We start from the raw sequence: 25686 nt of genomic DNA on the forward strand, positions 1-25686 counted from the left end.
GACGACTCCACCAGACCGGCCTGGCCACCGGCTGAGCCGGGCCGGGCTTCGCCCGGCCGACACCGACAGGGACAACTCAAATCGCGACAGCCACCTGGGCCGAAGCCCATCATTGGCTCGCCTGGGCCGCCGGCGGCAGCACTGACCTCGACAACGCCGCCCTCCTCTGCAGCCATCACCACCACCGCGCCCACGACCCGGCATACGCCCACGAACGCCTTCCCAATGGCGATGTCCGGTTCACCAGACGCACCTAGGCCGACCGGTCAGAGCCAGCCCACCAACACACTCCCCGACCCGGCGCGTCTGCCCCACCAAAACCGGTCGAGTCGGCGTGTCTGCCCCACCAAGAGCCGTCGGGTCGGCGCAACTGTCCCGATTCTGGCCGCAGGTCCGGCGGGCACATGCGCCGACTCGACACGAACGCGTGGAGCAACGGTGTCGCGACCGACCTTCAACGCCTTCCCGCCCTGCTCCCATCACACCACGGCGCCCATGACCCTGCGTACGTCCACGAACGCCTACCAACGGCGACATCCGGTTCACAGACGCAGATGGTGGCGCGTCCCAGAAGTGGGACTCGGGCACAGACCGTGCGGACGTGGGCGCGGAGCCGGGGCGGGCTACGCCCGGGTCGCTCCAGCATCCCGGGTGCCCGACGACGGTGAACGCCGGCGGCCGACGACCTCACGGCACCGGCAGGACCGTGCGGTCCCAGGTCGTGTTCACGATGATCGCCGCCGACGCGTAGAGCGCCACGAGGGCGTCCAGGATCAGTACGTAGCCGGCGGTCCGGCCGAGACCGGCGCTGCCGAGGAACGACCCGAAGGCCGCCAGGTAGAAGACCCCGGCCAGGAGCACGAAGATGACGATCGTGGTGGTGTTGGTGCGCAGCGCCGCCAGCAGCATGTAGGTCGTGAACAGCGCCCAGGCCAGCAGGAACATCCCGGTGATTGCGGCCCCGCCTGCGGTCACCATCGGGCCGTAGAACTGCACCAGCAGCGCGTAGGAGAGCCAGAACCCGGCGTACGCGGTGAACACCAGGGCCGGGAACGTCTCGCCACGCCGGAAGTGGACCAGGCCGGCCACGAGTTCGGTCGCGAAGCCCAGAGCCAGCGCGAGGGGCAGGACAGCGGGCAGGGCGGCCGCGTCCACGATCCCCGACATCACGGTCGCCAGGACGAGCGCCGAGATCCCGAAGCTGGCCAGTCCGAGCGGGAACGGGTCGCCCCACGTCGTCGGTGCGGTGCCTGGCATGCTCTCTACTGCATCGATGGATGTGTTCGTCATCGGTTCCTCCAAGGGGTTCAACCGTCGTCCGGCTGGGCCACGGTTCTCACAAAGTAGTGACGCACGACACACCGACGGACCCGCCGAGCGGGCGGTAGCGCACCTGCCCGCGGGTAGCCCTCCAGCGCGGTTGCGTGCGGCCGACGGACAGGTCGGACCGGGCCTTGACCAGGCCTGACGCGGCGCCGGGAGGACGACGGCTCGTCCGCGTCGCCGACGGACAGGTCGCTACCCGGAGAGGCGCGATCAGCGGTCGGTGTCGATGATGAGCCAGCCACCGTGGTGCTCGACGACCCGGTGCGGGTGTCCCGAGGCCGCGCCCCAGGCGGCGAGGTCGTCCAGCGACACCGTCCGGACGTGTCCCCAGGTCTCGTCGGGCTCGTCCTCGAGGGGTACGGCGATCACGACCCGGCGGCGCGCGACCCGGATCGCCTCGGCGACCGCCCGGTCTCCGGGGCCTGGCTCGATGTGCTCGAGCAGGTGGATCAGCAGCACGTTGTCGGCGGCGCCGTCGACCCACGGCAGCCGGGTGGCGTCGGCGGGGCGTGTGCTCAGCGGCACCTCCAGCCGGGTCGCGGCGGAGCTCAGCAGCGCGACGGTGCCGGCGGAGAGGTCGGAGGCGGTCACGTCCCGTCCCGCGGAGGCCAGTCGCAGCGAGAGGAAGCCGAAGCAGCAGCCGACCTCGAGGACCGAGCCTGGGGCCAGCTGCTGCTCGACGAAGCGGTAGACGGGGGCGTACTCGGCGATGGTGCCGTGGGCGACGGCCTCCGGCCCGGGCCGGTGCAACGCCTGCTCCACGTGCCGCAGGGTGTTGCGGTAGAACGCCGCCCAGGCCTGCTCCGGCTCGGGTGCGCTGCTGACCACGACACCGGTGAAGAGCCGCTCGAACAGGTCCGGACCACGCAGCCACCCCGGCTGGAAGAGCTCCTCGGCCAGGAGCCCGGAGAGGTCGTCATCGATCTGCTCCGCCCGCAGGCAGTGGACCAGGTGGACCTGGTGGCCCTCGCGGTGCACGTCGAAGTGGCGGGTGCGGATCGTCCCGAGATGGCGCCGCGGGCGCGGACCCCGCCAGGCCGTGACGCTGACGACCTCGTCGCGGTAGACGCCCGCCTCGGGCCCGGGTCGCAGCGCGTCGATCACGGCCAGCTCGCCGGGCGGGACGGTCATCGGCCGACCGACATCGTCTGGGTGACGTTGTCCAGCCCGCGCAGGTTGCGGACGACCTGGACCTTGTCGCACCACTCGGCGTACTCCGGCAGGTCGCAGCCACCGAGCGCCCACGAGTAGCGCGGCTCCGGGGTCAGCCAGATCGTCGACCGGGCGCGCCGGGTGAGCTCCTCGAAGGCGGCGAAGCCCGGATCCTTGCCGTTGCCGCGGCCGTCGCCGAGGATCACCAGCGTGGTCCGCCGGTTCACGGCCGAGCCGAACTGCTCGAGGAACTGCTCGAACGAGGAGCCGTAGTCGGAGTCCGCGTCCACGTCGAGCACCCCGCCGGCCGGCAGGCCGGACAGCACCAGGGACAGGGCGTCCTCGATCCGGTGCTCGGCGAACAGGTCGGTGATCTCGACCAGGTCCTTCACGAACGCGAAGGAGCGGACGGAGGTGGCCACCGACTGCAGGCTGTGCAGCAGGTGCAGCGTGAAGCGGGCGGTGGAGCGTACGGACAGGGAGACGTCGCAGAGCACGAGCAGCCGTGGCCGGTCGTGCGCCTTCGCGACGGTGACCGGGCGGAACGGCACCCCGTCGTACTTCATGTTGGTGCGCATCGTGCGGCGACCGTCGACGATGCCGCGGGCGGCGACCGTACGCCGCGGGCGCGGGGCTCCGTGGAGCTTCCTGAGCAGTCGTCGCAACGACTCCTCCAGTGCGGCACGGTCGTGCTCGGCCACGGTCTCGGCCTGCGCCGCCTGGATCTCGCGCGACTCGATCTCGCGCCCCATGCTCATCAGCCGCTCGAGGTGGTCGCGGATCCGCTCGGGAAGCGTCGCCAGCCACGGGGCCAGCGCATTGCGCAGCTCCGCGAGGGCTGCAAGGGCATCGTCGTCGTCGATGCCGCCGTCGGGCTCGCGTTCCTCGAGCCAGCTCAGCAGCGCGATCTCCTCCTGCACCGACAGCTCGGTGTCGAGCTGCATCCCGGCATCGCGGATCAGCTCGCCCGGGTTGCCCGGGTTGTGCATCCGGCTGGTCGAGAGCTGGACCCGCGCGGCCTCCCCGGGGCTCGACTTCGGGTCGTTGGAGAGGACGATCTCGTCGGTCAGCGCGGCGATGTCGATCTTGTTGGCCTCCTGGTGGAGGTTGTAGCGCTGCGCCATGTCCTCGGGCTTGAAGTACTCCTTGATGTCGTCCGGCTTGCCGTGGCTGTGCCCGTCCTCCGGCACCTCGCCCGGCTCCTCGGAGAGCGTGAAGTCGGTCAGCTGCCCGTCGTCGGAGAGGTCGTCGTGGGTGTGCCCGTGCTCGTCCTCCTCCTCGACGACCGGCCGCAGCCCGAAGAACCGGTCGAAGACCAGGTCGAAGGTGGCCAGGTCGCGGCGGTCCTTGACCAGGCTCGCGGTCAGCGCGGCGTGGAGCAGGTGGCGCTGCTCGAGCACTCCGGGCTGTGCGACCGCGTGCATCGCGTCGATCACCTCGGCGGTGCTCACGCGTACGCCGTAGAGCCGGAGCAGCCGGATGAAGCGGTGCAGTGCGGTCTCCATGTCGGGCCTCGATCCCGCCTCAGACCGGACGCTTGCGGGTCGACGGGAACGCCCGGGTGCCCTGGCTCGTGGACACCGCAGGTGCCGTACGCGGCCCGGTGCCGCCGGCGCCGCCGTAGTAGCCCGCGTTGTGCCGCCCGGGCTGGTCCTTCGCCTTCCGCTCGGCGCGGCCGTCGACATCGTCATCGCTCGGGTCGGCAGCCGGGGTGTGGGAGTGCCCGTGACCATGCCCGTGACCATGGCCGTGCAGGTGGTCGGGCACCTCGGCGTTCGGGTCGACCAGCCGCGGCAGCGCGTCCATCACCCGCTTCAGGTCGCGCTCGTACTTCACCACCACGTTGAGCGTCGTGGAGAGCACATCGGCGGTGAGCTCCTCGACGCCGAGCACGGCGAGCGTACGAGCCCAGTCGACGGTCTCGGAGATGCTGGGCGCCTTGCGCAGCTCCAGCTCGCGGATGCCCCGGACGATGTCGACCAGCCGCGCGGCCAGCGAGTCGGCGAGCCCGGTCTCCTTGGACCGGATGATCTCCAGCTCGCGGGCCGCGTCGGGGTAGTCGAGGAAGAGGTGCAGGCAGCGGCGCTTGAGCGCGGCGGAGAGATCGCGGGTGTTGTTCGAGGTCAGGACGACGTACGGCATCGTCTTGGCGGTCACCGTGCCGACCTCGGGGATGGAGATCTGGAACTCCGCGAGCAGCTCGAGCAGCACCGCCTCGAGGGCCTCGTCGGCCCGGTCGACCTCGTCGATGAGGAGCACCACCGGGGTGTCGGAGTCGATCGCCTCGAGCAGCGGCCGGGCGGCGAGGAAGCGTTGGGAGAAGAACACCGAGTCCTGCTTGGCGATCCGCTCGACGGCCTCGTTGAGGTCCGCGGCGTCCTCGACGACCTGGCCGATCTTCTCGCGCAGGATCTGGGTGTAGAGCAGCTGCTTGCCGTAGTCCCACTCGTAGAGCGCCTTGGTCTCGTCCTGGCCCTCGTAGCACTGCAGCCGGATCAGGCGCCGTCCGGTCGCGGTGGCGAGGCTCTCCGCCAGCTGGGTCTTGCCGACGCCCGCCGGGCCCTCGAGCAGGACCGGCTTCTCCAGCCGGGTCTGCAGGAACACCGTGGTGGCGAGCCGGTCGTCGGCGAGGTAGCCGCACGCCGCCAGCTGGGCGCGGGTGTCCTCGACGTCGGTGAAGCCCTGGGTCGGTTCGGTGGTGGTCGACACGTGCACTCCTCGAGGTGGTGGGTGGGGCCGAGGTGGCGGACCCGGTCACCCCGGGCCCGCCACGCTCGTCTGATCAGCTGGGATCGATCAGCCGAGCAGGTCGTCCAGATCGCCGTTCAGGCAGTGGTCGACCACCGGACGGACGGTCTCGAACGTGCACTCCTTGGCGTTGCCCGGCGTGCAGGCGTCACCGAGGACGTGGTTGGTGATCCGGTCGACGTCCGCGGCGTCGCCGACGATCGTCGGGGCGTTCTCGTAGTAGGCGGTCGGCCCCTGGCCGAGCCGGTTCTTCGAGTACGTGTCCTTCGTGACGTCCACGAAGCGCTCGGTGATGCCGACGTCGCGCAGCAGCCGGATGGCGGCGGCGAGCGCCGCGTCGGCGGCCTGCACGTCGGTCATCCCGTGGGTGTCGACGCCCATCGCGCGGGCGATGTCGGCGAACCGCTTGTAGTGCGTGGGCATGTTGAACGCCCAGACCCGCGGCAGCGCGATCGCGTTGTTGAGGCCGTGGTGGGTGTCGTAGAAGGCGCTCACCGCGTGGCTGATCGAGTGGATGATGCCGAGGCCGCCGGAGTTGAACGCCTGGGCGGCGATGTACTGGGCGTACATCATCCCCTCACGGCCGCCGAGGTCCGTGCCGTTCCAGACCGCCTGGCGCAGGTTCTCCGAGGTCAGCTTGATCGCGTGCAGCGCGTTGCCGAGCGAGGGCTGGAAGTTGATCCGGGAGACGTACGGCTCGCTGGCGTGCGCCAGCACGTCGAAGCCGCACTGCGCGGTGTAGTCGACCGGGCAGTCGTAGTAGAGCACCGGGTCGTCGATCGCCAGGCTGGCCACCGAGGCGTCGTCGAAGGCGACGTACTTGTGCGGGTTGTCGGGGTCGGTGGTGGTGTCGGTGATGACGTACGCCCAAGACGTCTCCGAACCGGTGCCGGCCGTGGTCGAGACCGCGATGTGCGGCGGGTTCTTCGGGTTCTCGGACATGTTGAAGCCCTCGAACTCGTTGACGTTGCGGCCGTCGTGGGCGACCGAGATGCGCGCGCCCTTGCAGGCGTCGTGCGACGAGCCGCCGCCGATGGAGACGAACGAGTCGCACTCGTTCTCCTGGTAGAGCTTCACCGAGTCCATGACGTTGTAGTCCTTGGGGTTGGACTCGACCTTGTCGTACACGACGACCTCGAGGCCGTGGTACTTCATCGACTCGACGATCTTGTTGACGATGTCCGTGCCGCGCAGGCCGGACGTCATCACCAGGGTCTTGCGGAAGCCCATCTTGAGGGCCTCGGGACCGATCATCTCGTGGGCGCCGGGGCCCATGAGAGCACGGGGGAACGGGTGGAACTCCTTGATGGGGAAGGGCTTGAGTAGTTCGTCGACCTGCATGGCAAACCTCCGTTGGTGTGTGACGCTCAGCACATTAGGTACGGCGAAAGGGCCGCGAACAGGCGAGGAACGGGAAACAGCCCGGCCCGGGAGGGGCCTACCTACCCGTTGGGAGAGGTGCCTCCCTGGCCGGTCTTCTGGCCGGTCTTCTGGCCGGTCTTCTGGACGGGTCGGCGCGGCAGCAGACAGGTCACCGAACGGGCTCTGAACGCGCCTGCCCAGAGCCCTGCGCCGTACGCCATGTCGTCCAGCCGCCGGGCCAGCGGCCGGTATCTCGTGCCGGGGTTGTCGACCTGGGCAACGACCACGTCGACGACCAGGGAAGCCGCCAGGGCACGCCGGACGAGCTTGCTGTGCGGGGCCAAGAGCAGCGTCAGCGGCCACCAGTGCCGCAGCAGCAGCGCGGCCTTCTGGCGGACCGTCCAGCCGAGGCCCTGGGCGCAGAGCTGGACCGCGAGCCGGTCCCGTCCGGGGGTCTCGGGCAGTCGTCTTCGCAGCGAGAGCGTGCCGTAGGCGATCCCGGCGGCGGCCACCGGAAGCGACCACCGGCGGTGCACCATCAGCGCCGCCGCGGTGACCGCCATGCTCGCCGTCATCACCGCCGGTGCACCCTTGCGGCCGTGCCGCACCGCGAGGTCGGCGCCACCGGTGCCGTAGAGGTACTTCCGGCCCAACCAGCCGCTGACGGTGGTGCGGGTGTCGTGCCAGGCCACCTGCTCGGGGTCGTAACGGACCACCTCGCCGGCCTCGACCAGCCGCCAGACGAGGTCGACGTCCTCGCCCACCCGCATCGACTCCTCGAAACCGTCCCCGAGCCGGGACGTGCGGCCCACCAGGCAGGCGCTGGGCAGCCAGCCCACCGCGGCGCCGGGGCGTACGACGCAGGCCCGGGTGCCGAGCGCGAGGGAGGAGTCGTCCTCGTCGAAGCGCTCGAACCAGCGCGGGGCCCGGCTCCGGGCACGGCTGCGGACCAGCGGCGCCACCAGCGCGACGTGGCTGTCGGCGAAGTGGCGGGAGAGTGCCAGGAGCGTGCTCGCCTCGACCGTGACGTCGGAGTCGACGAAGGCGACGTAGGGGGTGCGCACCGCCCGCAGGCCCGCGTTGCGGGCGCCGGCCGGGCCGAGGTTCTCCGGCAGCCGGATGATGCGCGCCCCGTGGCGGCGGGCCACCTTCTCGACCGCATCGGGATCGTGGGAGTCGTCGTCGACGACGATGCGTTCGAGACCGGCCAACGGGCCGAGAGCACGGTCGAGCTGGTCGGGCCGGTCACGAACCGGGATCACGACGGTGAGCGCGGCCGGGTCCACCCCGGGGCCGCTGAGCACGGGATCGGCCAGGTTGCCGTCGACGAGCCTGGCCGCGAGCGCCTCGGTGGCCGCGTCGACCACCGTGATCTCGCCGTCGTCGAGACGGGCCAGTGCGGCGTCGGTGAGCCGGACGGCACGCAGCGGCGAACCACCGACCAGCAGCCGCCGGTCGATGCGGCGTACGTCCTCCCGGACTCGGACCCGGAAGCCGATCGGGAATCTCACCCCACTGCCACGCCGCCGGGAACCAGCACGTCCATGGTGGTCTGCTCGATCATCAGGGCGAGCGCCTCGGCTCCCTCCTCCGCCGTGGCGCCCGTCGGGTCGCCGAGGACGCCGTTGGCCGAGACCGCCGCGACACCGCCGGCCCGCATCGCCGGGAGGATCTCGGCGAGCGGCCGGGTGTCGCCGGGCTCGGCCAGCGCCAGGCGGACCGACTCCGGGCGCAGATGCAGCATCAGCGACGTCTCGGTGCGGCCCGCGTGCAGGTCGAACTCCTCGGTGCGGCACGGCAGCCAGCACGCCGACTGCCCCTCGAAGGCGAGCTGGTTGACCGCGCTGGTCAGCGCGGCCGCGTTGCCCCCGTGGCCGTTGACGAGCACCACCCGTTCGGCCCAGGTGCGGGCCGAACGGACGAGCTCGACCACGACCAGGTGGAGCGCATCGCTGCCGATCGACACGGTGCCGGCGAAGGACTGGTGCTCGCCGCTCGAGCCGATCGCGATCGGTGGCGCCACCCAAGCGGGGGCACCCTGCTCCGCGAGCCGCTCGGCCACCCCCTGCGTGACCGCCGTCGCGATGGTGGTGTCGGTGTCGAAGGGCAGGTGCGGCCCGTGCTGCTCCAGCGATCCGACGGGCACCAGCAGGACCGTGCCCCGGTTCACCTGCGGCCAGGTGGCATCAGCCAGCGTGTACATGGAAGCCGTCCGGGACGAGCAGGTGCTCCGGCCGCAGCTCGGCGACCGACCCGAGCGCGAGCCCGCGCAGCGCCGAGTCGATGCCGCCGCTGAGCACGTCGAGGACGTTCTCGACCCCGGCCTGGCCGTTGGCTGCCAGCCCCCACAGGTAAGCCCGGCCGATCAGCACCGCCTTCGCCCCGAGCGCGAGCGCCTTGACGACGTCGGAGCCGCGGCGTACGCCTCCGTCCATCACCACGTCGACCTGGTCGCCGACGCGGTCGGCGATCGGCTTGACCATCCGGATCGCGGCCGGGGTGCCGTCGAGGTTGTTCCCGCCGTGGTTGGACACCGAGATGCCCGCGACCCCGGCATCGACCGCGCGGAGCGCGTCGTCGACCCGGCTCACGCCCTTCAGCACGAACGGCGTGCCACTGATCTGGTGCCACTGCTCACGCATCCAGGCGACGTCGTCCCAGGTCGGCGGTGGGGTGGTCATCCACTCGTAGTAGGCACCGAAGAACGTCGGCGCGGTCCCGCCCGGTGGGGCGAGGTTGGGTGCGGTCAGGTCCGGGAAGGAGCCCGTACGCCCGAACTGCCACGCCCACCGGGGCCGGGCCGCCACCTGCGGCGCCAGCCGCATCATCGTGCGCAGATCGACCTTCTCCGGGATCTCGGGGCTGCCCCAGTCGCGGCCGATCGAGAACGACCAGTCGAGGGTCGCGATCAGTCCCTGGGCGCCGGCGGCATGGGCGCGCTGCATGCGCTGGACGATGGTGTCGCGGTCGCCGGTCCAGTACATCTGGAAGAACGTGGTCGCGCCCGTCGCCGTGACCTCCTCCACCGACCGCGAGGCGAAGTTGGAAAGCCCCATGATGGTGCCCCGGGCAGCGGCTGCCCGGGCGACCGCGACCTCGCCGTCGGGATCGACGGCCTGGACCCCGGTGGGGCTGATCAGCACCGGCAGCGGGACGGAGTGGCCGAACACGGTCGTGCCCAGGTCGCGCTTGGCGTGCTGTCCGACGACATGGGGCGCCCAGCCGAGCTCGGCGAAGGCGGCCTGGTTGTCGGTCATGCTCTGCCCGCGCTCGGAGCCGGCGACCAGGGCGCCGTAGACCGGTTTCGGCAGCCGGCGGCGGGCTCGTTCCTGAGCCACCGCGACCGACTCGAACCACGGGTTCTTCTTCCAGGGGTTCTCGAGCTTCACGACAGGTCACCTCCGGCGAGCGGGTCTTCGTTGCAGGCCGAGACGGGGCGCCGCCTGGTGGCCCCGAGATTGAGCAGCACCGGTGCGTTGCGGCTGGCCTGGCTGCGGGAGTGGTCCTTGCTCGCCTGCGGGACGAGCCGGTCGCCGGCGAGCGCCGTCTCGCCGTAGCCCTGGACGCACTCCGGGTCGGGGCCGTCCAGCGGCAGCCCGGTGAAGAACTTGGCGGCCATGCAGCCGCCGCGGCAGGCGTCGAAGTGCTGGCACTTCGTGCAGGCGCCACCGGTCTGCGGCGAACGCAGCTCGGTGAACAGCGGCGAGGACCGCCACACCTCGCCGAAGCCGCCCTCGCCGAGCAGGTTGCCGGCCAGGAACTGGTCGTGGATCGCGAACGGGCAGGCGTAGACGTCGCCGATCGGGTCGATCAGGCACACCACCCGCCCGGCGCCGCACAGGTTGAGACCCGGCAGGGACTCGCCGTAGGCGGCCAGGTGGAAGAAGGAGTCGCCGGTGAGGACGTCCTCGCCGTGCGCCATCAGCCAGTCGTAGAGCTCGCGCTGCTGCTCAGGCAGCGGGTGCAGCTCGTCCCAGACGTCGGCGCCGCGGCCCGAAGGACGCAGCCGGGTGAGGCGCAGGGTGGCGCCGTACTCGTCGGCGATGGCCTTGAAGTCGTCGAGCTGGCCGATGTTCTCCCGGGTGCAGACCACGGAGATCTTGGCGTCGGAGAAGCCCGCGTCGCGAAGGTTCCTCAACGCGAGCAGCGCGGTGTCGTACGAACCCGCTCCGCGGACCCGGTCGTTGACCTCCGCCGTCGCGCCGTCCAGGGAGATCTGTACGTCGACATAGTCGGTCGAGGCCAGGAACGCGGCCCGCTCGGGAGTGATCCGGAAGCCGTTGGTGGAGAACTTCACGCCGACCTGGTGGTCAACGGCGTACTCCACGAGCTCCCAGAAGTCGGGGCGGATCGTCGGCTCCCCGCCGCCGATGTTCACGTAGAAGATCTGCATGCGCTGCAGCTCGTCGATGACGGCCTTGCACTGCTCGGTGCTGAGCTCGCGCGGGTCGCGCCGGCCCGAGCTCGAGAGGCAATGGGCGCACTCGAGGTTGCAGGCGTACGTCAGCTCCCAGGTCAGGCAGATCGGGGCGTCGAGGCCGAACTCGAACTGTTCGACGAGACTGCCGCCTTCGGGACGGCCCTGGGGAGTGCTGGGGCGTTCAGGTGCGATGGTCACGCTGCCTCCTGGTGGCGGGGGCGGATCATGTCGGTCTCGGCGAGGGCGCGGAGCGCCGCTGCGTACGCGTCGTGCTGCTCGGGCGGGATGCCGGCCGCGTCGAGCGCGCTGCCGAGACGGGGGTGCTGCTCGAGGAGCCGGACCACCTCGACCAGCTCCGGACGCTTCAGGAAGGTCAGCTTCCGGTTGCCGAAGTGGTAGGCGAGGGCCCCGAAGGGCTCGGGACGCAGCGCCACCGAGGGCGAGAGTGTCCACGGCTCCTCGAGCATGCGGTCGGACATCAGTAGACGCCGCACATTCCGTCGATCGAGACCTCCTCGATGAGGTCCTCGGTGGCGACGTCGCTGGCGATGTCGACCGGGTTCGACTCGTTCTGGGGTTCCATCTGCTGCTCCTCTCACGTTGTGACCGTTCGCACGTTAGTGACGGCGTGAGCGGAGCAACCTCCCCGATCGGAGAGTCTTGCGGGCAGGATCAGAGAGGCGATCAGCCCGCGGCGTACGCGATGACCTGCTGACCGATCGTCGAGAGCCGGCCCTCCTCGACCACCAGCTCCCAGCCGTGCCCCACCTCCGCGGGCACGAACTCCGAGGACGTCGCCTCCGCCAGCGCCTGGGCGGCGTCGGCCTCCTCGGCCCCGTCGGTGTCCTCGGAGATCGCGATCAGGCCCGGGGTCGTGATCGTGTCGGCGACCGAGGCCAGGTCGACCCCGGCCCAGGTCGACGGTCCCGACAGGTCGACCCAGCCGTCGACCTCCACGCCGGCGGCCACGGCCCGCACGGTCTGGCTGCCGCCCATGGAGGCGCCGACCAGCACGACCGGGACGTCCGGCCACTGCTTCTCGACCTCGCTCAGCACGGCCCGCACCTGCGGCACCGGGTCGTCAGGATCCTCGATCCCGCAGTCGGCACCGCCGTAGCCGCACTGGTCGTACGAGATGCCGGCGACTCCCTGGAGAGCGGCCAGGATCGCGAAGTCCCCCCACCCGCAGCGGTTGCCGTCGGTCTGGTGGAGCATCACCAGCACCGCCGACGGCTTCCGGCCGTCGGGCGGCCAGAACCGGATCGCCGGGAGCTCGAGCCCCTGCGCCGAGACCTGCATCGGCTCCACCCCGGCGTCGGTCTTCGGCAGGAAGCAGCTGCCGAGCTCACCGGTGATGTAGGGACCGTCCGTCGGCAGCACGGGACCCGACTCCTTCGCCGTCCCGTTCGCTGTCCCGTTCTCCGCCCCGCACCCGGCCAGCAGCATCCCGGCGACCGCTATGCCGGCCGCTACGCCCTTCAGGCTCCTCATATGTCAATATTGACATATGGCAGATCCGGGCGCAGCCACTTCCAACCTCGCCTTCGCGATCCTCGGCCTGCTGGCCAGACGGGCGAGCACCGGCTACGAGGTCGCACAGCGGATGCGTCAGCCGATCGGTTACTTCTGGACCGCCCGCCACTCGCAGATCTACCCGGAGCTGAACCGCCTCGATGCCGCCGGGCTGGTCGAGCACGAGGTCATCGACGGAGCCGGCCCGCGACCGACGAAGCGATACCGGACCACCGCGGCCGGGCAGGACGCACTGGCCGCCTGGGTCGTCGGCGACCTCGAGCCGCAGCCCGTCCGTGACCTCGAGGTTCTCCGGCTGTGGTCCGTCTGGACCGTGGACCCCGCCGCCGCCGACGACCTGGTCGGCCGGCTGGAAGCGGCTCATCGAGGCGCCCTCGACCGTTACCTCGAGGAGCTGGCCGAGATCTCCGACGAGCCGGGGGCCCGCGACCCCTCCAACCCGCTGTTCGCCAGCCGGATCACGCTCGAAGGCGGCATCCGGTCGCAGCGTACGGCCTTGGAGTGGTGTGCCTGGATGCGCGCGGAGTTCGCGTCCGCCGAGCGACAGGGGTAGCCGCGCGCATCCCGGCGAAGCTCAGGCCGAGACCGTGCGCAGCGCGATGATCGCCACCGAGACGACCGCGAGGACGGCCGCCGGAGCGATCCCGGGTTCCCGCACGCGCAGGTGCGCGATGACCGCGCCGAGAAAGTACAGCGTCGTGCCGATCGCAGCCGCGACGCCGAGCGGCCACCAGAACAGGCCGATGATCAGCCCGGCCGCGCCGGCGATCTCGAGCAGCGCCAGGATCGGCACGATCCGGGTGGCGCCGACCTTCTCCATAGCCTCGGCCAGGGCGGGGTTGCGGCTCAACTTTCCGTACGCCGAGAACAGCAGCAGCAGGGCGAACAGGATGCTCAGGACGAGCGTGGCGATGAACATGGTGGGTCTCCTAGATGATCCGGACTGATGTCTCCGGTATAGAAAGCGGGGAGTAGTCCCCGGTATTCCCAGGACCGTCGTAGGCTGGCGCCATGGGGTGCCCGAAGGATCACGACGAACACCCAGACCGACCCCCGGCTCGACCCCGTCGGCCGGCTCGGGCCGAGCGGCGCGACAGCATCCGCAACCGTGAGCGGATCATCGCGGCAGCTCAGGCCGTCTTCCAGCGCGACGGGATCCACGCGCCGCTCGACCACATCGCGGCCGAGGCCGGCGTCGGCTCCGGCACCCTCTATCGGCACTTCCCCGACCGCCTCGATCTATGGGCGTCGGTCCTCACCGAGCCCCTGCAGGCTCATCTCGCCACCGCCCAGGCGGCCTTGGCCGCCGACGACCCATGGGACGGCCTGGTCGCCTATCTCACCTCCAGCTGCGAACTGGAGGCCGCCACCTCCGGCTACCTGAACCTGATGTCCACCCACTTCGAGGGCGGCTCCGAACTCGCCCTCCTGCGTACGGAGATCCAGCGGGCCACCGAGGCCGTGGTGCTCCGCGCGGTGGACGCCGGCGTGGTCCGCTCCGACCTGGTGCCCGAGGACCTGCTCTTCGTCATCCTCTCGCACAGCAAGGTCGTCGAGGTGACCGGAGCCGCCGCTCCCGAGGCCTGGCGGCGCAACCTGGCCTTCTACCTCGACGCGTTCCGCCCCGAGGGCGCCCACCTGATCGATGTCCCGCCGCTCACCCCGCGCCAGGTCCTGCTCAGCATGCTGGTCCCGAGCGCCCGGTCACGGCGTCGCGGCCGGGCGACCTAGAGGGACACGAGGAACCGCTCCAGCAGGCGGCGCTCCTGCGCTTCGTCGTCACCGGGCTCGGTGAGGAACGACAGGATGATGCGCAGGACCCAGTCGGCGAGGTCGGGATCCTCCTCGTCGGAGGCGAGGAAGGCCTCCGCGGACCCACGGATGATCGGGGAGTCGCGGAGCACCTCGCGCAGAAGGGTGCTGTCCCCGGCGTACCAGGCGGCGAGGTGGGGCCGCTCGCGCACGGCCGCGAGGCAGGCGAGGACGGCCTCGACGACGCGGCGGCGGGGGTCGGTCACATCGGCCGCGACCTGGGCGACCTGCTTGGTGATCAGCCGCGCCTCGCGGTGGGCGAAGGCGTGGATCAGGGCCTGCCGGTTCTCGAAGTAGCGATAGAGCGTCGCCCGGGAGCAGCCGGCCGCGCGGGCGACCTCGTCCATGCCGGGCTTGTCGACACCGCGCTCCACGAAGAGCGCGCCCGCGGCGTCCAGGATCCGCTCGGCGGCGAGCTCGGTGCGCTCCGTCTCCAACCAGCTCATCCGGTCACCTCGACGCGGAGACTGACGGGCCTGCGTACGTAGCTCCCCGGCGCCCACGCCAGGGAGCCGTGGTCGACGGTGAAGGACGGCATCCGGGTGAGTATCTCGGTGAGGGTCACCCGGCCCATCATCCGGGCCGCTGCGGCACCCAGGCAGTGATGCGCGCCGTGGGCGAAGGTCAGGATCTGCCGGGGACTCCGGGTGACGTCGAGCTCCTCGGCGTCGGCACCGAAGGCGCGGGGGTCGCGGTTGGCCGCTGCGTAGCAGAGCAGCACCTTCTTCCCGGCGGGAATGGTGACCCCGTGGAGCGTGACGTCGCGGGTGGTCGTGCGAGCGAGGCCCTGGACGGGCGAGGTGAGCCGCAGCAGCTCCTCGACGGCGGCCGGGACGTCGTGCCGCGCGAGCTCGCGCTGGTCGGGCCGGTCCGCCAGCAGCGGCAGGCCGCCACCCAGCAGCCCGGTCGTCGTGTCGTTGCCGCCGGCGACCATCGTGAAGGCGAACGCGAGCACCCGCAGCAACCCGGCGTCGTCGTCGGCCTCTCCGGCGGCGACGAGGTGGGAGACGGTGTCGTCGCCGGGCTCCCGGCGGCGTCGGTCGATCAGGGCGGCGAAGTAGCCCATGAGCTCGGCGGCGGCACCGGCTCCGATGCTCTCGTCCTGGGCCGCGTTGGCCGCGACGATCGCGTCGGTCCACACGTCGAAGCACGCCCAGTCCTCCTCGGGAACGCCGAGATAGTGCGCCACGACCATGCTCGGCAGCGGCTTGAACAGCTCCTCGACGATGTCACCGCCACCGACCGCCCTGATCGCGTCGACGCGCTCGATGACGAACCGGGTGACCCGTGGCGTCACGTCCTCGACCTGCTTGGGCGTGAACCCACGGTTCACCAGCTTCCGGAAGGCGGTGTGGGCCGGCGGATCGGTCATCACCATCGGCGGGTTGTCGGCGAGCCCGAGCCGGTCGAGCTCGTCGCGGGCCGTGGTCAGCCCTCCGGACGAGCTGAACGTCTCGTGGTCGCGCACCGCAGCGTAGACGTCGTCATGCCTGGTCAGGACCCAGTAGTCACCTCGCGCGACGTGGTGGACCGGGTCGTGCTCGCGCAGCGCGGCGTACATCGGCCAGGGGTCGGCCCAGGAGGGCCCGGTCGGAGGAACGTACGCGGCGATCCCGTGAGACACATCTCGTGACATGTCTCACAGAATCAACACTTCGGATCAGTTTGTCAACGGTGGCGTCCCGGCGAGCGCGACGCCGTGGCGCTGGTTCACGGAGAGGATCGCCTCCATCGAGTCCTCGACCGGGCGGTCCGCCGGGACGGAGCTGGCGAAGTCGGCGAAGAACCGGCCGGCGGCGTTGCCGGTGGCGATCGCGAGGAACCGGGCGGAGTCCCCGACGACCTCGAAGGTGCTCGGCGTACCCGCGGGGAAGATCACCATGCCGCCCGGCTCCACGTCGTAGCGCGCACCGTCGACGAAGGCGGTGACCCGCCCCTCGAGCAGGTACAGGACGCCGGTCCACGGCGAGACGTGCGGGGGCGCCGGGGGCGCGGCCGGTGCGACGACCTCGAAGACCTCGAACGCTCCGAAGCTGTCCTTGACGGCGGTCTTCGCGATGTGATCGCCGTCGATCATCACGTAGTGCTGGCCCTCTCCGGGCGGGATGTGGGTGGTGCTCATGGCTCCTCCTTCGGTTGGGTGCCTCTCAGCATCCGCCGCGGGAGCAGGCACGGCGCGAGTAGTGCGCTACTCGACTCCGAGGACGTCCGTCAGCGCGGCCCGCTCGGAGACGCCGAGCTTGTGACCGGCCCGGTAGAGGTGCCCCTCGACGGTCCGCACCGACAGGGTCAGCCGGGCGGCGATGTCCTTGTTCGACAGGCCGCGGGCGGCCAGCGCGGCGATCTCGCGCTCGCGGACGGTCAGCGGCAACGGCCGGGCGGCGACCCCGAGCGCCAGTGTGCGTGCGCCGGACCTCTCGGCCAGCTTCTCGGCGACCGCCGCCGCCGTCAGGGCCGAGCCCTGCCGTCCTGCGCGGCGCCGCACCTCGGCGGCCTGCGCCGCGGCATCGCCCGCGGCGACGAGATCGCGGAGCCGTTCCCAGGCGTACGCCGCCCGGAGCAACGCGTCACCGTCCTCCCCGGCCCACGCCCTGGCGTGGGCCAGCGCCGCCTCGGCACGGGGGCCGAGCCCGGCGAGCGAGGCCAGGCGACGCATTGCCGTCGCGGTCGCACCGCCGAGCTGGACCGCGGTCTGCCAGGCGAGGACCTCGTACGCAGGCGAGCCCGCCTCCCGGGCCAGCTCGGCCGCGGCGACCGCGTGACCGACCGCCTCGGTCGTCGCCCCCTCCGCGGCCGCACCCCACGCCAGCGCGAGCAGGTCGTCGGGCAGGTAGAGCTGGTACGCCGGATGGTGCCCGGCAGCGACGCCGGCCAGAAGCGGGGCGGCCTCCGCCGGTCGACCGGCCTGGGCGAGGGCGGTGGCGAGCAACGTACGGCACCGGAAGCCGAACTCGTGGCCAGACCCCTCGAACCCCGCCCATGCCTCCCGCAGCGGGAGCAGCGCGTCGCGTACGCGGCCACCAGCGAGTGCGGCGTGACCTGCGACGACGAGGCCCATCAGCCGAGCCGGCCCGGGCAAGTCGGCCGACGCCGCGCGCATCCGCCGGGCCAGGTCGGCGCCTCGGTCCGGGGTGCCGGCGAGGCGATGGCCGAGCACCTGGAAGTCGGCCAGACCGAAGCCGGGGATGACGGTCGGCACCCGGTCGGCGGTCAGCCCGCCCACGACCGCGGCTTCGTCGAGGAGCTCGCGCTCGCCGGTGACGGCGGCCACCGCGGAGGCGGCGCTGGCGACCAGGATGCCGGCCAGGTCGTCGGGAAGGTCGCTCCGCAGCAGCTGCGGAGCGCGATCGAGGACAGCTGCGAACTCGCCGCCGGCAACATCCAGGACGAGCGACATGGCAGTGACATGCGCCGGTGCCGCCCCGGTCGCCTCGGCTGCGGCCAACGCCCGACCGGCCTCCTCGGGGCGACCCATCGTGAAGAGCAGATTGCCGGCGCGGTGCAGCTGCACCAGCGCGAGCGTCCCGGGATCCGGCGCGCCGGCGACGACGTCCGCGTGGATCGCCTCGGCCTCCTCGCCGCGACTGAGCCAGGAGAGCGCGGCGGCATGCACCACCCGCGCGCCGAGGTCACCGGTGGCAGCCGCCGCACGGGCCAGCCGCTCGGCCAGCGGCAGGTCGTACATCCGGGTCGCCGCCTCCGCGGCCCGGAGGAACAGTGCCGGCTCCGGCGGCAGGTCGGAGTCGAGGGTGAGCACGGCGCGTGGGATCGGGTGGGGATCGGGGTCCAGGGTCTGCGCCACCCGGCCGCGGAGACGACGTGCGCGCAGGGTGCCCATCGCGGCGCGGCGTACCTCGCCGTAGAGGGGGTGCGCGAGCCGCGCGACCACGCCGTCGGTACGCACCAGCCCGCGGTCCTCCGCCTCCTCGAGATCCTCCGCCGAGGTCAGCGCGGACAGCGTCGGGACCGCCACCGGCTCGGCCAGGGCGACCACGTCGACGACGTCCCGCACCCCGGCCGGGAGGTCCCCGATCTCCCGATCCAGCAGGCTCGCGAGCTCCGGCGAGATCGCCGGCTCGCTGGTCCAGCGCCAGATCCCGGACGCCGCGGTGAAGCGTCCCGCAGACACCTCGCCGGCCAGCAGGTGCCGCAGGAACAGCGGGCTGCCCTGGGTCAACGTCCACAGCCGATGCGCGGAGGCGGTGTCGACCGGGCCGCCGAGCACCCGGGCGATCAGCCGGGTGCTCTCCTCCGCCTCCAGCGGCGCCAGCTCCAGGCGGGGGAGATGGTCGTCCTTCCACAACGACGTCACGATGTCGGGCGCGGTCTCCCCGGTACGCAGCGTGATCAGCACCGGCGCCAGCCGCCGCGCCACCACCCGGTGCACCACGATCGCGGAGTGCTCGTCCAGCAGGTGGGCGTCGTCGACGGCCAGCACGAGCGGGAGCTGCCGGGCGAGCTGGTCCAGCGCCCTGCCGATCGTCTCGGCCGCCTCCCCGGGCGGCACGTCGAGCAGGCCGGCGAACGCGCCCAGGGGGAACGGGCGGGCGGCCGTGCTGCCCTGGGCGAGGACCACGGTCTCGCCGCGGCGTACGGAACCGGTCAGGGCCTCACGGGCGAGCCGGGTCTTCCCCACCCCCGCCGGACCCACAACGATGACGCCCGCCGCACCGGGCCGGATCGCCGTCGCCACCTTGCGCAGCTCGTCGTCCCGCCCGGTCAGCGGCCACGGCCGCTCCATGGCATGAGGCTAGCGACCCGGTTCCCCGCGCGCATCACTCAAAATGCGGGCATCCCGGCGGCCCGGAACGTCTGCATGCGAATGACGCGGCGTCAGAGTCCCGACGGCTCGGTCTCGTACTCGGGCTCGTGGGGTGGCGCTTCGTGGTGGAGCGGCCGCAGCGCGCTGGTGTGCTCCAGCCAGATCAGCGCGTCGTACCTCTGGCCCATCACGGTGGATACGTAGTTCCCGGTCTCGCTCCGGGGTTCGTAGACCACTCCGATGGCACGGTGCCCGCGCGGAACAGCGAGCCAGTGACCGCCGCGGTCCTCGGGGAAGATCAGGCAGGCCGGCTGACCGAGCGTGCGGTGCAGGAGATCCTCGTGGCTGCCCGGAATCGCCGCGGGGACGTCGAACACGACCTCGGGCTCACCCCACCCGGACGCCGCCAGGACCGTCCCCCGGTGTGCGGCGAACCCGACGAGGGCCACACCGTCGCGGGCATGACGCTCTCTGAGCAGCTGTCCCACGTTGACCATCCCGGCACGTGCCATGTCGGTGGCCCGGGCATCTCCGATGTGGGTGTTGTGCTCCCACAGCAGCCCCTTGGCCTCTGGTCCGAGGTGGTGGGCGATCCGCGCGGCTGTGCTCGCCATGTGGTGGTCACGGATGTTCCAGGACATCCGGTCGCCGCGGACCATGGTCCGGTAGTAGCGCTCGGCGTTCGCGGCGACCTCGGCGTTCTGCCACGCGTCGAACGCGCCTTCGTCGTCCGGCAGACCGGGCACGACGGTGCGCCGGCGGACCGCTGCGAGCGCGGCCACGACCTCGTCCTCGCACGATTCCGGGACCAGGCGCGTAGCCCACGCGTACTGATGTGGGTCCTCGCGGTAGGGCACAAAGCACTGCCAGGCCTGAAGGGCTTGCTCCACGGCTGCCGGGGCGTGCTCGTACAGCCAGGCGATGAGCTCGCGCAGGGAGTCCCACAGCGAGTAGAGGTCGAGCCCGTAGAACCCGACCCGTCGCTCCCTTGGCCGGGCGAGATTCCAGGCACGCAACCAGTCCAGGAAGTCGGCGACGTCGCTGTTGGCCCACATCCAGGTCGGCCAGCGCTCGAACCCGGCCAGGACCTGCGAGGCCGTGAGGTCGGGACCGGTCATGCCGCGAACCCAGCGGTTGATCCGCCAGCAGTCCGGCCAGTCGCCCTCCACCCCGATCCAGGTGAAGCCCTTCTCCTCGATCAGCCGGCGACTCAGCTCCGCCCGCCACCGGTAGAAGTCGTGGGTGCCGTGCGACGCCTCACCCAGGCACGCGAAGCGCATCGGACCCAGACGCTCGACCAGCGGGTCGAGATCGGACAGTCCCCTCAGCGGAAGCGCCAGATCCCGAATCTGCGTCCGAGCCTCACCGTCGACCGACTCGCTCATCGGGTGGCCGCCCGTGTCGTCCTGCGGCGGTCGTCCGCCGTGAGGTGGTGGCGGAACCAGTCCCGGGCGAGCAGAGCGGCCTCCGCCAAGGCACCCGGTTCCTCGAACAGATGCGTCGCGTCGGGTACGACGCTGACGCGGCTCGGACCAGCCAGTCCCGCGGCCGCCTCTTCGTTGAGCTTCAGGACCGTGGTGTCGGCGCCACCGACGATCAGCAAGGTCGGCGCCGTCACCGACCCCAGCCGCGGCGCGGCGAGATCGGGCCGCCCGCCACGAGACACCACGGCGGCGATGCCCAGATTCGAGTCGGCTGCGGCCCACAGAGCCGCGCCGGCCCCGGTGCTGGCGCCGAAGAGACCGACCGAGGCCCCGACTGCGTCCGGTCGGCGCCGGACCCAGCGGACCGCCGCGCCGAGCCGATCGGCCAGCAGCTCGATGTCGAACACGTTCGCGCGGTCGCGCTCCTCCTCCGGTGTGAGCAGGTCCAGCAGCAACGTGCCCAGGCCGGCGTCGTACAGGACGGAGGCGACGTACCTGTTGCGGGGGCTGTGCCGGCTGCTGCCGCTGCCGTGTGCGAACACCACCACGCCCGCGGGGTGGTCCGGCAGGTGCAGATGCCCCTGGAGTACGACCCGGCCGGCCGGGATCTCCACGTCGATGTCACAGTCAGCCGCCGCCGCGACCGCGCGCTGCCGCTCACGCCGCGACGCCTCCGCGAGCAGCGCGACGACCTCGTCATCACTGGTCGGAGAGAAGTCTCGGTAGTGATAGCCCACTGCCAGGAACGGCTCGGGGGTCTCCAGCACAACCACGTCGTCGGCACCGGCGATCCCCTCGCGTACGTCGGGCGGACCGACCGGAGCGGCGAGAACAACGCGTCGAGCGCCCTTGTGGCGCACTGCCTCACAAGCGACCCGCGCCGTCGCGCCGGTGGCGATGCCGTCGTCGACGATGACCGCGACCCGTCCGGTGAGGTCGAGCGGGTCACGCCCCCGACGCAGCCTTCTCACCCTCGACTCCAGCTCGGATCGCTCACGGGCCTCGACCAACTGCAGCTCGTGATCGGTCACTCCGGCGTGGGTGATCAGTGGCCGGTCGAGCACCTCGTAGCCACCTTCGCCGATCGCACCCATGGCCAGCTCGGGCTGGAACGGCAACCCGAGCTTGCGAACCACGATCACGTCCAGGGGCGCGTGCAGCTGCTGGGCGACCTCGAACGCGACCGGCACGCCTCCCCGCGGAAGGCCCAGGACCACCGCATCCTCTCCGCGCAGATACGCCAGTCGCCTGCCCAGCCGCCGGCCGGCGTCGACGCGATCCTCGAAGTCCCTACCCGCGCGGTGAACCATGGCTGACCTCCCCACCGCTCGTCGCCTCCACCGATCGTGGATCCCATCGGGCGCCGCCGGGCAGAGACCTTCGGCCCGCGCATCACGGACGATGGCCACCATCCCTGAGACGCGGGGCCGAAGGCCCCGCCCGCTAGAACGGCTCGATCGCGAAGCGCCCCCAGGCGACGAAGATCATCGCGGCGAGGAACACGAGGTCCCCGACCAGGTCCTTGTACTCGCTGCGCCGGATGCGCTCGGTGATCGCACCGGCCATGTAGAGCGCCATGCCCGACGCCGCGACCGGCACCAGCACCGGCGCCACACTCACCAGCCCCGGCAGGACCAACCCGACGCCGCCGAGGACCTCCACGACGCCCATGAACCGCACGTTGGCGGGCGTGAAGTCCTCGGGCCAGTGCAGCTTCGCGGCGTACTTCTCATAGGGCATCGTCAGCTTGACGATGCCGCCGGCGATGTAGCCGAACGCGAATACCCCGGCGACGATCCACAGCGCGATGTTCATGATCTCTCCACATGTTCGATTGGTTCCGATGTTCACCCCCTCTGACGGAACATCGGATCGATCTGTGACATCGCCACCGGCCTGCCATCGCGAGCCCGCCACCGTCGTACGCGAACTGCCCGACCCCGCCGTTGGAGGGGCCGGGCAGTCGCCCGAGCGTCGGAAGCCGGCTCAGGAGAGGGAGAACGTGGCGACCCGGACACCCGGGCTGAGCACGAGGTAGACGTCGCGTACGCCCGAGACATCGGCGAGCAGCGTGTCGACGCTCACCTGGTTGTAGTCGTACTCCCCACCGGTCGCGGCTACCGGCGCGCTCGCCAGCAGCTGTCCCGTCGGCGAGCCGAGCCGCACCTCGAGCGTGCCGGCACCCTGGGTCCCCTTCGCCACCGAGGCCGTGAACTTCGTCGGCCGGTCGAACCCGGAGGCTGCGAACTTCACCCACGCCTGCTGGTCTCCAGCAGCGACGGAGGTGCCACGCTCCTTGGTGGTGGGGACGAGCAGCGCGTCGTCGTAGTCGTCGAAGTTCTCGGCGTTCGTCGCGACCGCCAGGTCCCGGGGCGGGATCACCTCACCGTCCACGCGCACGGCGGTGGTCTGCCGGATGTCCTCCGCGGAGGATCCCACCATCAGGTCGTAGGTCGAGCGCTCGACCGCCCACCGTTCGCGAGTGACGTCCCAGTGCGCCAGCTGGTCGGCGTCGATCCGGAAGCGGACTGTGCGTGTCCGGCCCGGAGCCAGCGTCACCCGGCTGAAGTCCTCGAGCTCCTGCAGTGGGCGAGCCGTCCGGGAGGTCCGCTGGTGGCTGTAGAGCTGGACGACCTCCGCACCGGCTCGGGACCCGGTGTTCTTGACGTCCACGGTCACCGTGATCTTCCCGTCCTTGCCGACCCGCTTCGAGTCGACCCGCAGGTCGGAGTAGCGGAAGTCGGTGTAGGACAGGCCGTGCCCGAACGGGTATCCCGGCTCCCCCTCGAAGTAGAGGTAGGTCTGGCCGGTCTTGACGATGTCGTAGTCGAAGACGTCCTGGGGGAGGTCGGCGTCGGAGCCGTACCACGTCTGGGTGAGGCGGCCCGAAGGGTTGCTGTCACCGAAGAGGGTGGCAGCAACCGCGTTGCCCGTCTCCGAGCCGGCGTGCGTGGTCCACAGGAATGCGCCCGGGTCTTCGTCCATCGTCACGGGATAGCTGGACTCCAGGACCACGGCGGTACGGGGGTTGGCCTCCTGCACCGCGTCGACGAGGTCCTGCTGGCTACCGCCGAGCGCCATGCTGGCCCGGTCGTGGATCTCCCGCCCGTAGACGAACGGGTTGCTGCCCACCACTGCCACGACGGCGTCCGCCTCGGCAGCTGCCTCGGCGGCCTCCGCGGCGCCGTCGCGAAGGACCTCCCGCTCGAACCGGGCGGCCTGCGCCTTCGTGCCGGTGCCGACGGTGCCGTCCGCGGCGACGGTGACGTAGTTGCCGAGTGACCACCAGCTCTCGTTGGTCTCGTAGCCGACGTACCGGAGCAGGACGGTTCCGTCGGGCTGCTCCTCGAACTCGAACTGCTGCTGGACGTACCAGCCGGTGGGGGTGGTGGCGCTCGTGTTGAACGGCCCGAAGCTGCCGGTGAGGTAGCGGCCGTTGTCCGCGTTGCGCAGGGTGGCCACGTCGGCCATCCACTCGTTCACGTCCCACTGGGCGGCTTCACCGGGCTCACCCTGGGTCGCGACGACCTGGTCCGTGCTGCCGGTCCCGGTGGCACTGAGGTAGCGCCCGCTGGTCGTGTCACGCAGGGCGACCCGGTCGAGGCCCTCCACGCCGGTGACGACAGCGCCATCGCCGAGGCGTTCCCGGATCCCGTCGAGCGGGGTCACTTCGTAGGGCATCGTGCCGCCGTACCAGTCGCTGAAAAGCGTGTCGGCCAGCGGGCCGACGACCGCCACCTTCTTCGTCTTCTTCGGGTTGAGCGGGAGCAGGTCGTCGTCGTTGCGGAGGAGCACGACCGCCTCCTCGGCAGCCTGCCTGTTGAGTCGCCGGTGAGCCGGGCTGTTGAGGACGTCCGGTGAGGTTCCGGCGTACGGGCCGCCGTCGGGGTCGAAGTGGCCGAGCCGGCAGCGGATCGTCAGGACGTGAGTGACCGCCTGGTCGACGTCGGCTTCGGTGATCAGGTCCCGAGCGAGGGCGTCCCTGAGCGTCGCGATCATCGGCTTGCTGTCACTGTCGTCGACGACGAAGGAGTCGAGGCCCGCCTTGAGCACGTGGGCGTAGGCCACCGTCTCATCGTCGTAGAAGTGCTGTGCCTGGGTCACCGCGTGAGGTCCCCACGCATCACTCACGTTGTAGAGCGTCTCGTCGGTCCAGGATCGCACGTCCTCGTTGAGGGCGCGGTCCACGTGTGTGGGGCGGCCGTTGACCTCGTTGTACGAGGCCATCACGCCGGTCGCCGCGTCGGCTTCGATGGCCGGCCGGAAGGCGGCGTACTCGTACTCGTGACGAAGCTGCGCACGGACGTTGGACGAGCCGGCGCTGCGGTTGGTCTCGTTGTTGTAGGCGTAGAAGTGCTTGAGCACCGGCGCGGTCCTCAGGTAGGTCGGGTCGTCTCCGGAGAGGCCCTTGCCGTAGGTCGTCGCCATGTCGCTGGTGAGGGTCGGGTCCTCGGAGTAGCCCTCCTCGTTACGGCCCCAGCGAGGGTCGCGAAGCAGGTTGACCACCGGCGCCCAGAGCTGGAGCCCCCATTGCCTGGGGTTCAGTTCGTTGTAGGCGCGGGCCTCTTCGCCGACGGCCGAGCCGACGCGGCGCACGAGTCCGGGGTCCCACGTGCTGGCCAGGCCAACAGCCTGGGGGAAGACGGTCGCGCGATCCGCGAGCACCTGCTTCCAGCCGTTGTCGATGTCGTTGGACCAGGCGACCCCGTGCAGGGCCTCGGTGCCGGCCTTGAAGTAGGGGATGTCCAGGCGCGGGATGGCGACCTGGGACTGGTGCAGCAGTGACAGCTTCTCGTCCAGGGTCAGCCGGCCCAGCAGGTCGTCGACCCGCTGCTCGACCGGCAGCTCCGGGTTGCGGAAGGGCATGTCGTCGAGGTCCTGGCTCACCACCATGGCGGCAGCAGCGGTGGGTGCAGGCGTGGTCATCACAGGAAGCAGGACCAGGGAGGCTGCGAGGACGGCTATCAGGCACCGGCGACGGGGCGTCAGTCGACTCATTTTCTCTCCTTGTGAGGAATGCGCCGACGCCCGGTGCGACGACACTTCGTCATCGAAGCGCTTCGACGATTCAAAGGTAGGGATCGGCACCATGTGTGTCAACGGTCACACTTTCCCTTTCCCTCCAGGCTCAGACGTCGAACTCATCT

The 25686-nt window shown here is 71.1% G+C and carries 24 protein-coding genes; 3 read left to right on the plus strand and 21 right to left on the minus strand.

The genetic code is table 11. From position 1 onward, the window contains the following. The first annotated feature begins 80 nt into the window (after nucleotides 1–80). A complete protein-coding gene (locus ACIA03_RS27805) occupies nucleotides 81–257 on the plus strand; it encodes an HNH endonuclease (RefSeq protein ID WP_396988844.1) in 177 nt (58 codons plus the stop codon). 430 nt (nucleotides 258–687) lie between these two features. On the opposite strand, the gene ACIA03_RS27810 is transcribed toward ACIA03_RS27805, so the two are convergent. The 12 genes from ACIA03_RS27810 to ACIA03_RS27865 form a co-directional block, all read right to left on the minus strand. Further along, nucleotides 688–1290, minus strand: a complete 603-nt coding sequence (locus ACIA03_RS27810; protein ID WP_396988682.1) for an acetate uptake transporter — start codon at nucleotides 1288–1290, stop codon at nucleotides 688–690. A gap of 246 nt (nucleotides 1291–1536) precedes the next feature. Beyond that, entirely contained in the window at nucleotides 1537–2457 is a 921-nt protein-coding gene (gene mftM / locus ACIA03_RS27815; RefSeq protein ID WP_396988684.1) for a mycofactocin oligosaccharide methyltransferase MftM, read from the minus strand. Continuing rightward, entirely contained in the window at nucleotides 2454–3983 is a 1530-nt protein-coding gene (locus ACIA03_RS27820; RefSeq protein ID WP_396988686.1) for a VWA domain-containing protein, read from the minus strand. Before ACIA03_RS27820 ends, mftM begins: the two co-directional genes overlap by 4 nt. A gap of 19 nt (nucleotides 3984–4002) precedes the next feature. Next, on the minus strand, nucleotides 4003–5187 hold the full coding sequence (locus ACIA03_RS27825) for an AAA family ATPase (RefSeq protein ID WP_396988688.1): 1185 nt from the start codon (nucleotides 5185–5187) through the stop codon (nucleotides 4003–4005). Between the two features lie 87 nt (nucleotides 5188–5274). Further along, complete coding sequence (gene mdo, locus ACIA03_RS27830) at nucleotides 5275–6567, minus strand: NDMA-dependent methanol dehydrogenase (protein WP_141791101.1); 1293 nt, start codon at nucleotides 6565–6567, stop codon at nucleotides 5275–5277. 101 nt (nucleotides 6568–6668) lie between these two features. Then, nucleotides 6669–8099 (minus strand): mycofactocin biosynthesis glycosyltransferase MftF, encoded by a 1431-nt coding sequence (mftF, locus tag ACIA03_RS27835; protein WP_396988691.1) that lies wholly within the window; start codon nucleotides 8097–8099, stop codon nucleotides 6669–6671. After that, nucleotides 8096–8791, minus strand: a complete 696-nt coding sequence (gene mftE / locus ACIA03_RS27840) for a mycofactocin biosynthesis peptidyl-dipeptidase MftE (RefSeq protein ID WP_396988693.1) — start codon at nucleotides 8789–8791, stop codon at nucleotides 8096–8098. The genes mftF and mftE overlap by 4 nt, the downstream gene beginning before the upstream one ends. Beyond that, complete coding sequence (gene mftD, locus ACIA03_RS27845) at nucleotides 8775–9977, minus strand: pre-mycofactocin synthase MftD (protein WP_396988696.1); 1203 nt, start codon at nucleotides 9975–9977, stop codon at nucleotides 8775–8777. Before mftD ends, mftE begins: the two co-directional genes overlap by 17 nt. After that, the gene (mftC, locus tag ACIA03_RS27850) at nucleotides 9974–11206 is read right to left on the minus strand and encodes a mycofactocin radical SAM maturase (protein ID WP_396988698.1); all 1233 of its coding nucleotides are present in this window, start codon (nucleotides 11204–11206) and stop codon (nucleotides 9974–9976) included. Before mftC ends, mftD begins: the two co-directional genes overlap by 4 nt. After that, nucleotides 11203–11487, minus strand: coding sequence for a mycofactocin biosynthesis chaperone MftB (gene mftB, locus ACIA03_RS27855; protein ID WP_396988701.1), 285 nt, complete (start codon nucleotides 11485–11487; stop codon nucleotides 11203–11205). Before mftB ends, mftC begins: the two co-directional genes overlap by 4 nt. Next, on the minus strand, nucleotides 11487–11591 hold the full coding sequence (gene mftA / locus ACIA03_RS27860) for a mycofactocin precursor MftA (RefSeq protein ID WP_008355686.1): 105 nt from the start codon (nucleotides 11589–11591) through the stop codon (nucleotides 11487–11489). The genes mftB and mftA overlap by 1 nt, the downstream gene beginning before the upstream one ends. Nucleotides 11592–11692: 101 nt before the next feature. Then, nucleotides 11693–12499, minus strand: coding sequence for an alpha/beta hydrolase (locus ACIA03_RS27865; RefSeq protein ID WP_396988704.1), 807 nt, complete (start codon nucleotides 12497–12499; stop codon nucleotides 11693–11695). Between the two features lie 16 nt (nucleotides 12500–12515). Here ACIA03_RS27865 and ACIA03_RS27870 point away from each other — a divergent pair, with 16 nt between their 5' ends. After that, nucleotides 12516–13094 carry a PadR family transcriptional regulator gene (locus tag ACIA03_RS27870; RefSeq protein ID WP_396988706.1) on the plus strand — a complete coding sequence of 193 codons (579 nt, stop codon included), beginning with the start codon at nucleotides 12516–12518 and terminating at the stop codon, nucleotides 13092–13094. Between the two features lie 21 nt (nucleotides 13095–13115). On the opposite strand, the gene ACIA03_RS27875 is transcribed toward ACIA03_RS27870, so the two are convergent. Beyond that, nucleotides 13116–13460 carry a DoxX family protein gene (locus ACIA03_RS27875; RefSeq protein WP_396988708.1) on the minus strand — a complete coding sequence of 115 codons (345 nt, stop codon included), beginning with the start codon at nucleotides 13458–13460 and terminating at the stop codon, nucleotides 13116–13118. A 92-nt stretch (nucleotides 13461–13552) separates the two neighbouring features. On the opposite strand from ACIA03_RS27875, the gene ACIA03_RS27880 reads away from it, so the two are divergent. After that, entirely contained in the window at nucleotides 13553–14272 is a 720-nt protein-coding gene (locus ACIA03_RS27880; RefSeq protein ID WP_396988710.1) for a TetR/AcrR family transcriptional regulator, read from the plus strand. Here ACIA03_RS27880 and ACIA03_RS27885 read toward each other — a convergent pair. The 8 genes from ACIA03_RS27885 to ACIA03_RS27920 all read right to left on the minus strand — a co-directional run bounded on the left by ACIA03_RS27885 (nucleotide 14269) and on the right by ACIA03_RS27920 (nucleotide 25537). Continuing rightward, nucleotides 14269–14799 (minus strand): TetR/AcrR family transcriptional regulator, encoded by a 531-nt coding sequence (locus ACIA03_RS27885; protein WP_396988712.1) that lies wholly within the window; start codon nucleotides 14797–14799, stop codon nucleotides 14269–14271. The two genes, ACIA03_RS27880 and ACIA03_RS27885, sit on opposite strands and share 4 nt — an antisense overlap. Beyond that, a complete protein-coding gene (locus ACIA03_RS27890) occupies nucleotides 14796–15989 on the minus strand; it encodes a cytochrome P450 (protein ID WP_396988714.1) in 1194 nt (397 codons plus the stop codon). The genes ACIA03_RS27885 and ACIA03_RS27890 overlap by 4 nt, the downstream gene beginning before the upstream one ends. Before the next feature lie 24 nt (nucleotides 15990–16013). Next, a complete protein-coding gene (locus ACIA03_RS27895) occupies nucleotides 16014–16475 on the minus strand; it encodes a cupin domain-containing protein (protein ID WP_141791087.1) in 462 nt (153 codons plus the stop codon). Between the two features lie 66 nt (nucleotides 16476–16541). Continuing rightward, complete coding sequence (locus ACIA03_RS27900; RefSeq protein WP_396988717.1) at nucleotides 16542–19094, minus strand: LuxR C-terminal-related transcriptional regulator; 2553 nt, start codon at nucleotides 19092–19094, stop codon at nucleotides 16542–16544. Nucleotides 19095–19186: 92 nt separating this feature from the next. Continuing rightward, on the minus strand, nucleotides 19187–20500 hold the full coding sequence (locus ACIA03_RS27905) for an erythromycin esterase family protein (protein ID WP_396988719.1): 1314 nt from the start codon (nucleotides 20498–20500) through the stop codon (nucleotides 19187–19189). Then, nucleotides 20497–21849, minus strand: coding sequence for a phosphoribosyltransferase family protein (locus ACIA03_RS27910; protein WP_396988721.1), 1353 nt, complete (start codon nucleotides 21847–21849; stop codon nucleotides 20497–20499). The genes ACIA03_RS27905 and ACIA03_RS27910 overlap by 4 nt, the downstream gene beginning before the upstream one ends. A gap of 133 nt (nucleotides 21850–21982) precedes the next feature. Further along, the gene (locus ACIA03_RS27915; protein ID WP_396988723.1) at nucleotides 21983–22354 is read right to left on the minus strand and encodes a DoxX family protein; all 372 of its coding nucleotides are present in this window, start codon (nucleotides 22352–22354) and stop codon (nucleotides 21983–21985) included. A 171-nt stretch (nucleotides 22355–22525) separates the two neighbouring features. After that, on the minus strand, nucleotides 22526–25537 hold the full coding sequence (locus tag ACIA03_RS27920; RefSeq protein ID WP_396988725.1) for a glycoside hydrolase family 3 C-terminal domain-containing protein: 3012 nt from the start codon (nucleotides 25535–25537) through the stop codon (nucleotides 22526–22528). Between the last annotated feature and the right edge of the window lie 149 nt (nucleotides 25538–25686).

The sequence above is a fragment of the Nocardioides sp. NPDC051685 genome, assembly GCF_044453405.1.
GTDB lineage: Bacteria > Actinomycetota > Actinomycetes > Propionibacteriales > Nocardioidaceae > Nocardioides.

Excerpts from the sequence above, each read along its gene's own strand:
- ACIA03_RS27810 (WP_396988682.1), bottom strand. The coding sequence starts at position 1,290 with ATGACGAACACATCCATCGATGCAGTAGAGAGCATGCCAGGCACCGCA.
- mftM (WP_396988684.1), bottom strand. The coding sequence starts at position 2,457 with ATGACCGTCCCGCCCGGCGAGCTGGCCGTGATCGACGCGCTGCGACCC.
- ACIA03_RS27820 (WP_396988686.1), bottom strand. The coding sequence starts at position 3,983 with ATGGAGACCGCACTGCACCGCTTCATCCGGCTGCTCCGGCTCTACGGC.
- mdo (WP_141791101.1), bottom strand. The coding sequence starts at position 6,567 with ATGCAGGTCGACGAACTACTCAAGCCCTTCCCCATCAAGGAGTTCCAC.
- mftE (WP_396988693.1), bottom strand. The coding sequence starts at position 8,791 with ATGTACACGCTGGCTGATGCCACCTGGCCGCAGGTGAACCGGGGCACG.
- mftB (WP_396988701.1), bottom strand. The coding sequence starts at position 11,487 with ATGTCCGACCGCATGCTCGAGGAGCCGTGGACACTCTCGCCCTCGGTG.
- mftA (WP_008355686.1), bottom strand. The coding sequence starts at position 11,591 with ATGGAACCCCAGAACGAGTCGAACCCGGTCGACATCGCCAGCGACGTC.
- ACIA03_RS27865 (WP_396988704.1), bottom strand. The coding sequence starts at position 12,499 with ATGAGGAGCCTGAAGGGCGTAGCGGCCGGCATAGCGGTCGCCGGGATG.
- ACIA03_RS27870 (WP_396988706.1), top strand. The coding sequence starts at position 12,516 with ATGGCAGATCCGGGCGCAGCCACTTCCAACCTCGCCTTCGCGATCCTC.
- ACIA03_RS27875 (WP_396988708.1), bottom strand. The coding sequence starts at position 13,460 with ATGTTCATCGCCACGCTCGTCCTGAGCATCCTGTTCGCCCTGCTGCTG.
- ACIA03_RS27880 (WP_396988710.1), top strand. The coding sequence starts at position 13,553 with ATGGGGTGCCCGAAGGATCACGACGAACACCCAGACCGACCCCCGGCT.
- ACIA03_RS27885 (WP_396988712.1), bottom strand. The coding sequence starts at position 14,799 with ATGAGCTGGTTGGAGACGGAGCGCACCGAGCTCGCCGCCGAGCGGATC.
- ACIA03_RS27890 (WP_396988714.1), bottom strand. The coding sequence starts at position 15,989 with ATGTCACGAGATGTGTCTCACGGGATCGCCGCGTACGTTCCTCCGACC.
- ACIA03_RS27895 (WP_141791087.1), bottom strand. The coding sequence starts at position 16,475 with ATGAGCACCACCCACATCCCGCCCGGAGAGGGCCAGCACTACGTGATG.
- ACIA03_RS27900 (WP_396988717.1), bottom strand. The coding sequence starts at position 19,094 with ATGGAGCGGCCGTGGCCGCTGACCGGGCGGGACGACGAGCTGCGCAAG.
- ACIA03_RS27905 (WP_396988719.1), bottom strand. The coding sequence starts at position 20,500 with ATGAGCGAGTCGGTCGACGGTGAGGCTCGGACGCAGATTCGGGATCTG.
- ACIA03_RS27910 (WP_396988721.1), bottom strand. The coding sequence starts at position 21,849 with ATGGTTCACCGCGCGGGTAGGGACTTCGAGGATCGCGTCGACGCCGGC.
- ACIA03_RS27915 (WP_396988723.1), bottom strand. The coding sequence starts at position 22,354 with ATGAACATCGCGCTGTGGATCGTCGCCGGGGTATTCGCGTTCGGCTAC.
- ACIA03_RS27920 (WP_396988725.1), bottom strand. The coding sequence starts at position 25,537 with ATGAGTCGACTGACGCCCCGTCGCCGGTGCCTGATAGCCGTCCTCGCA.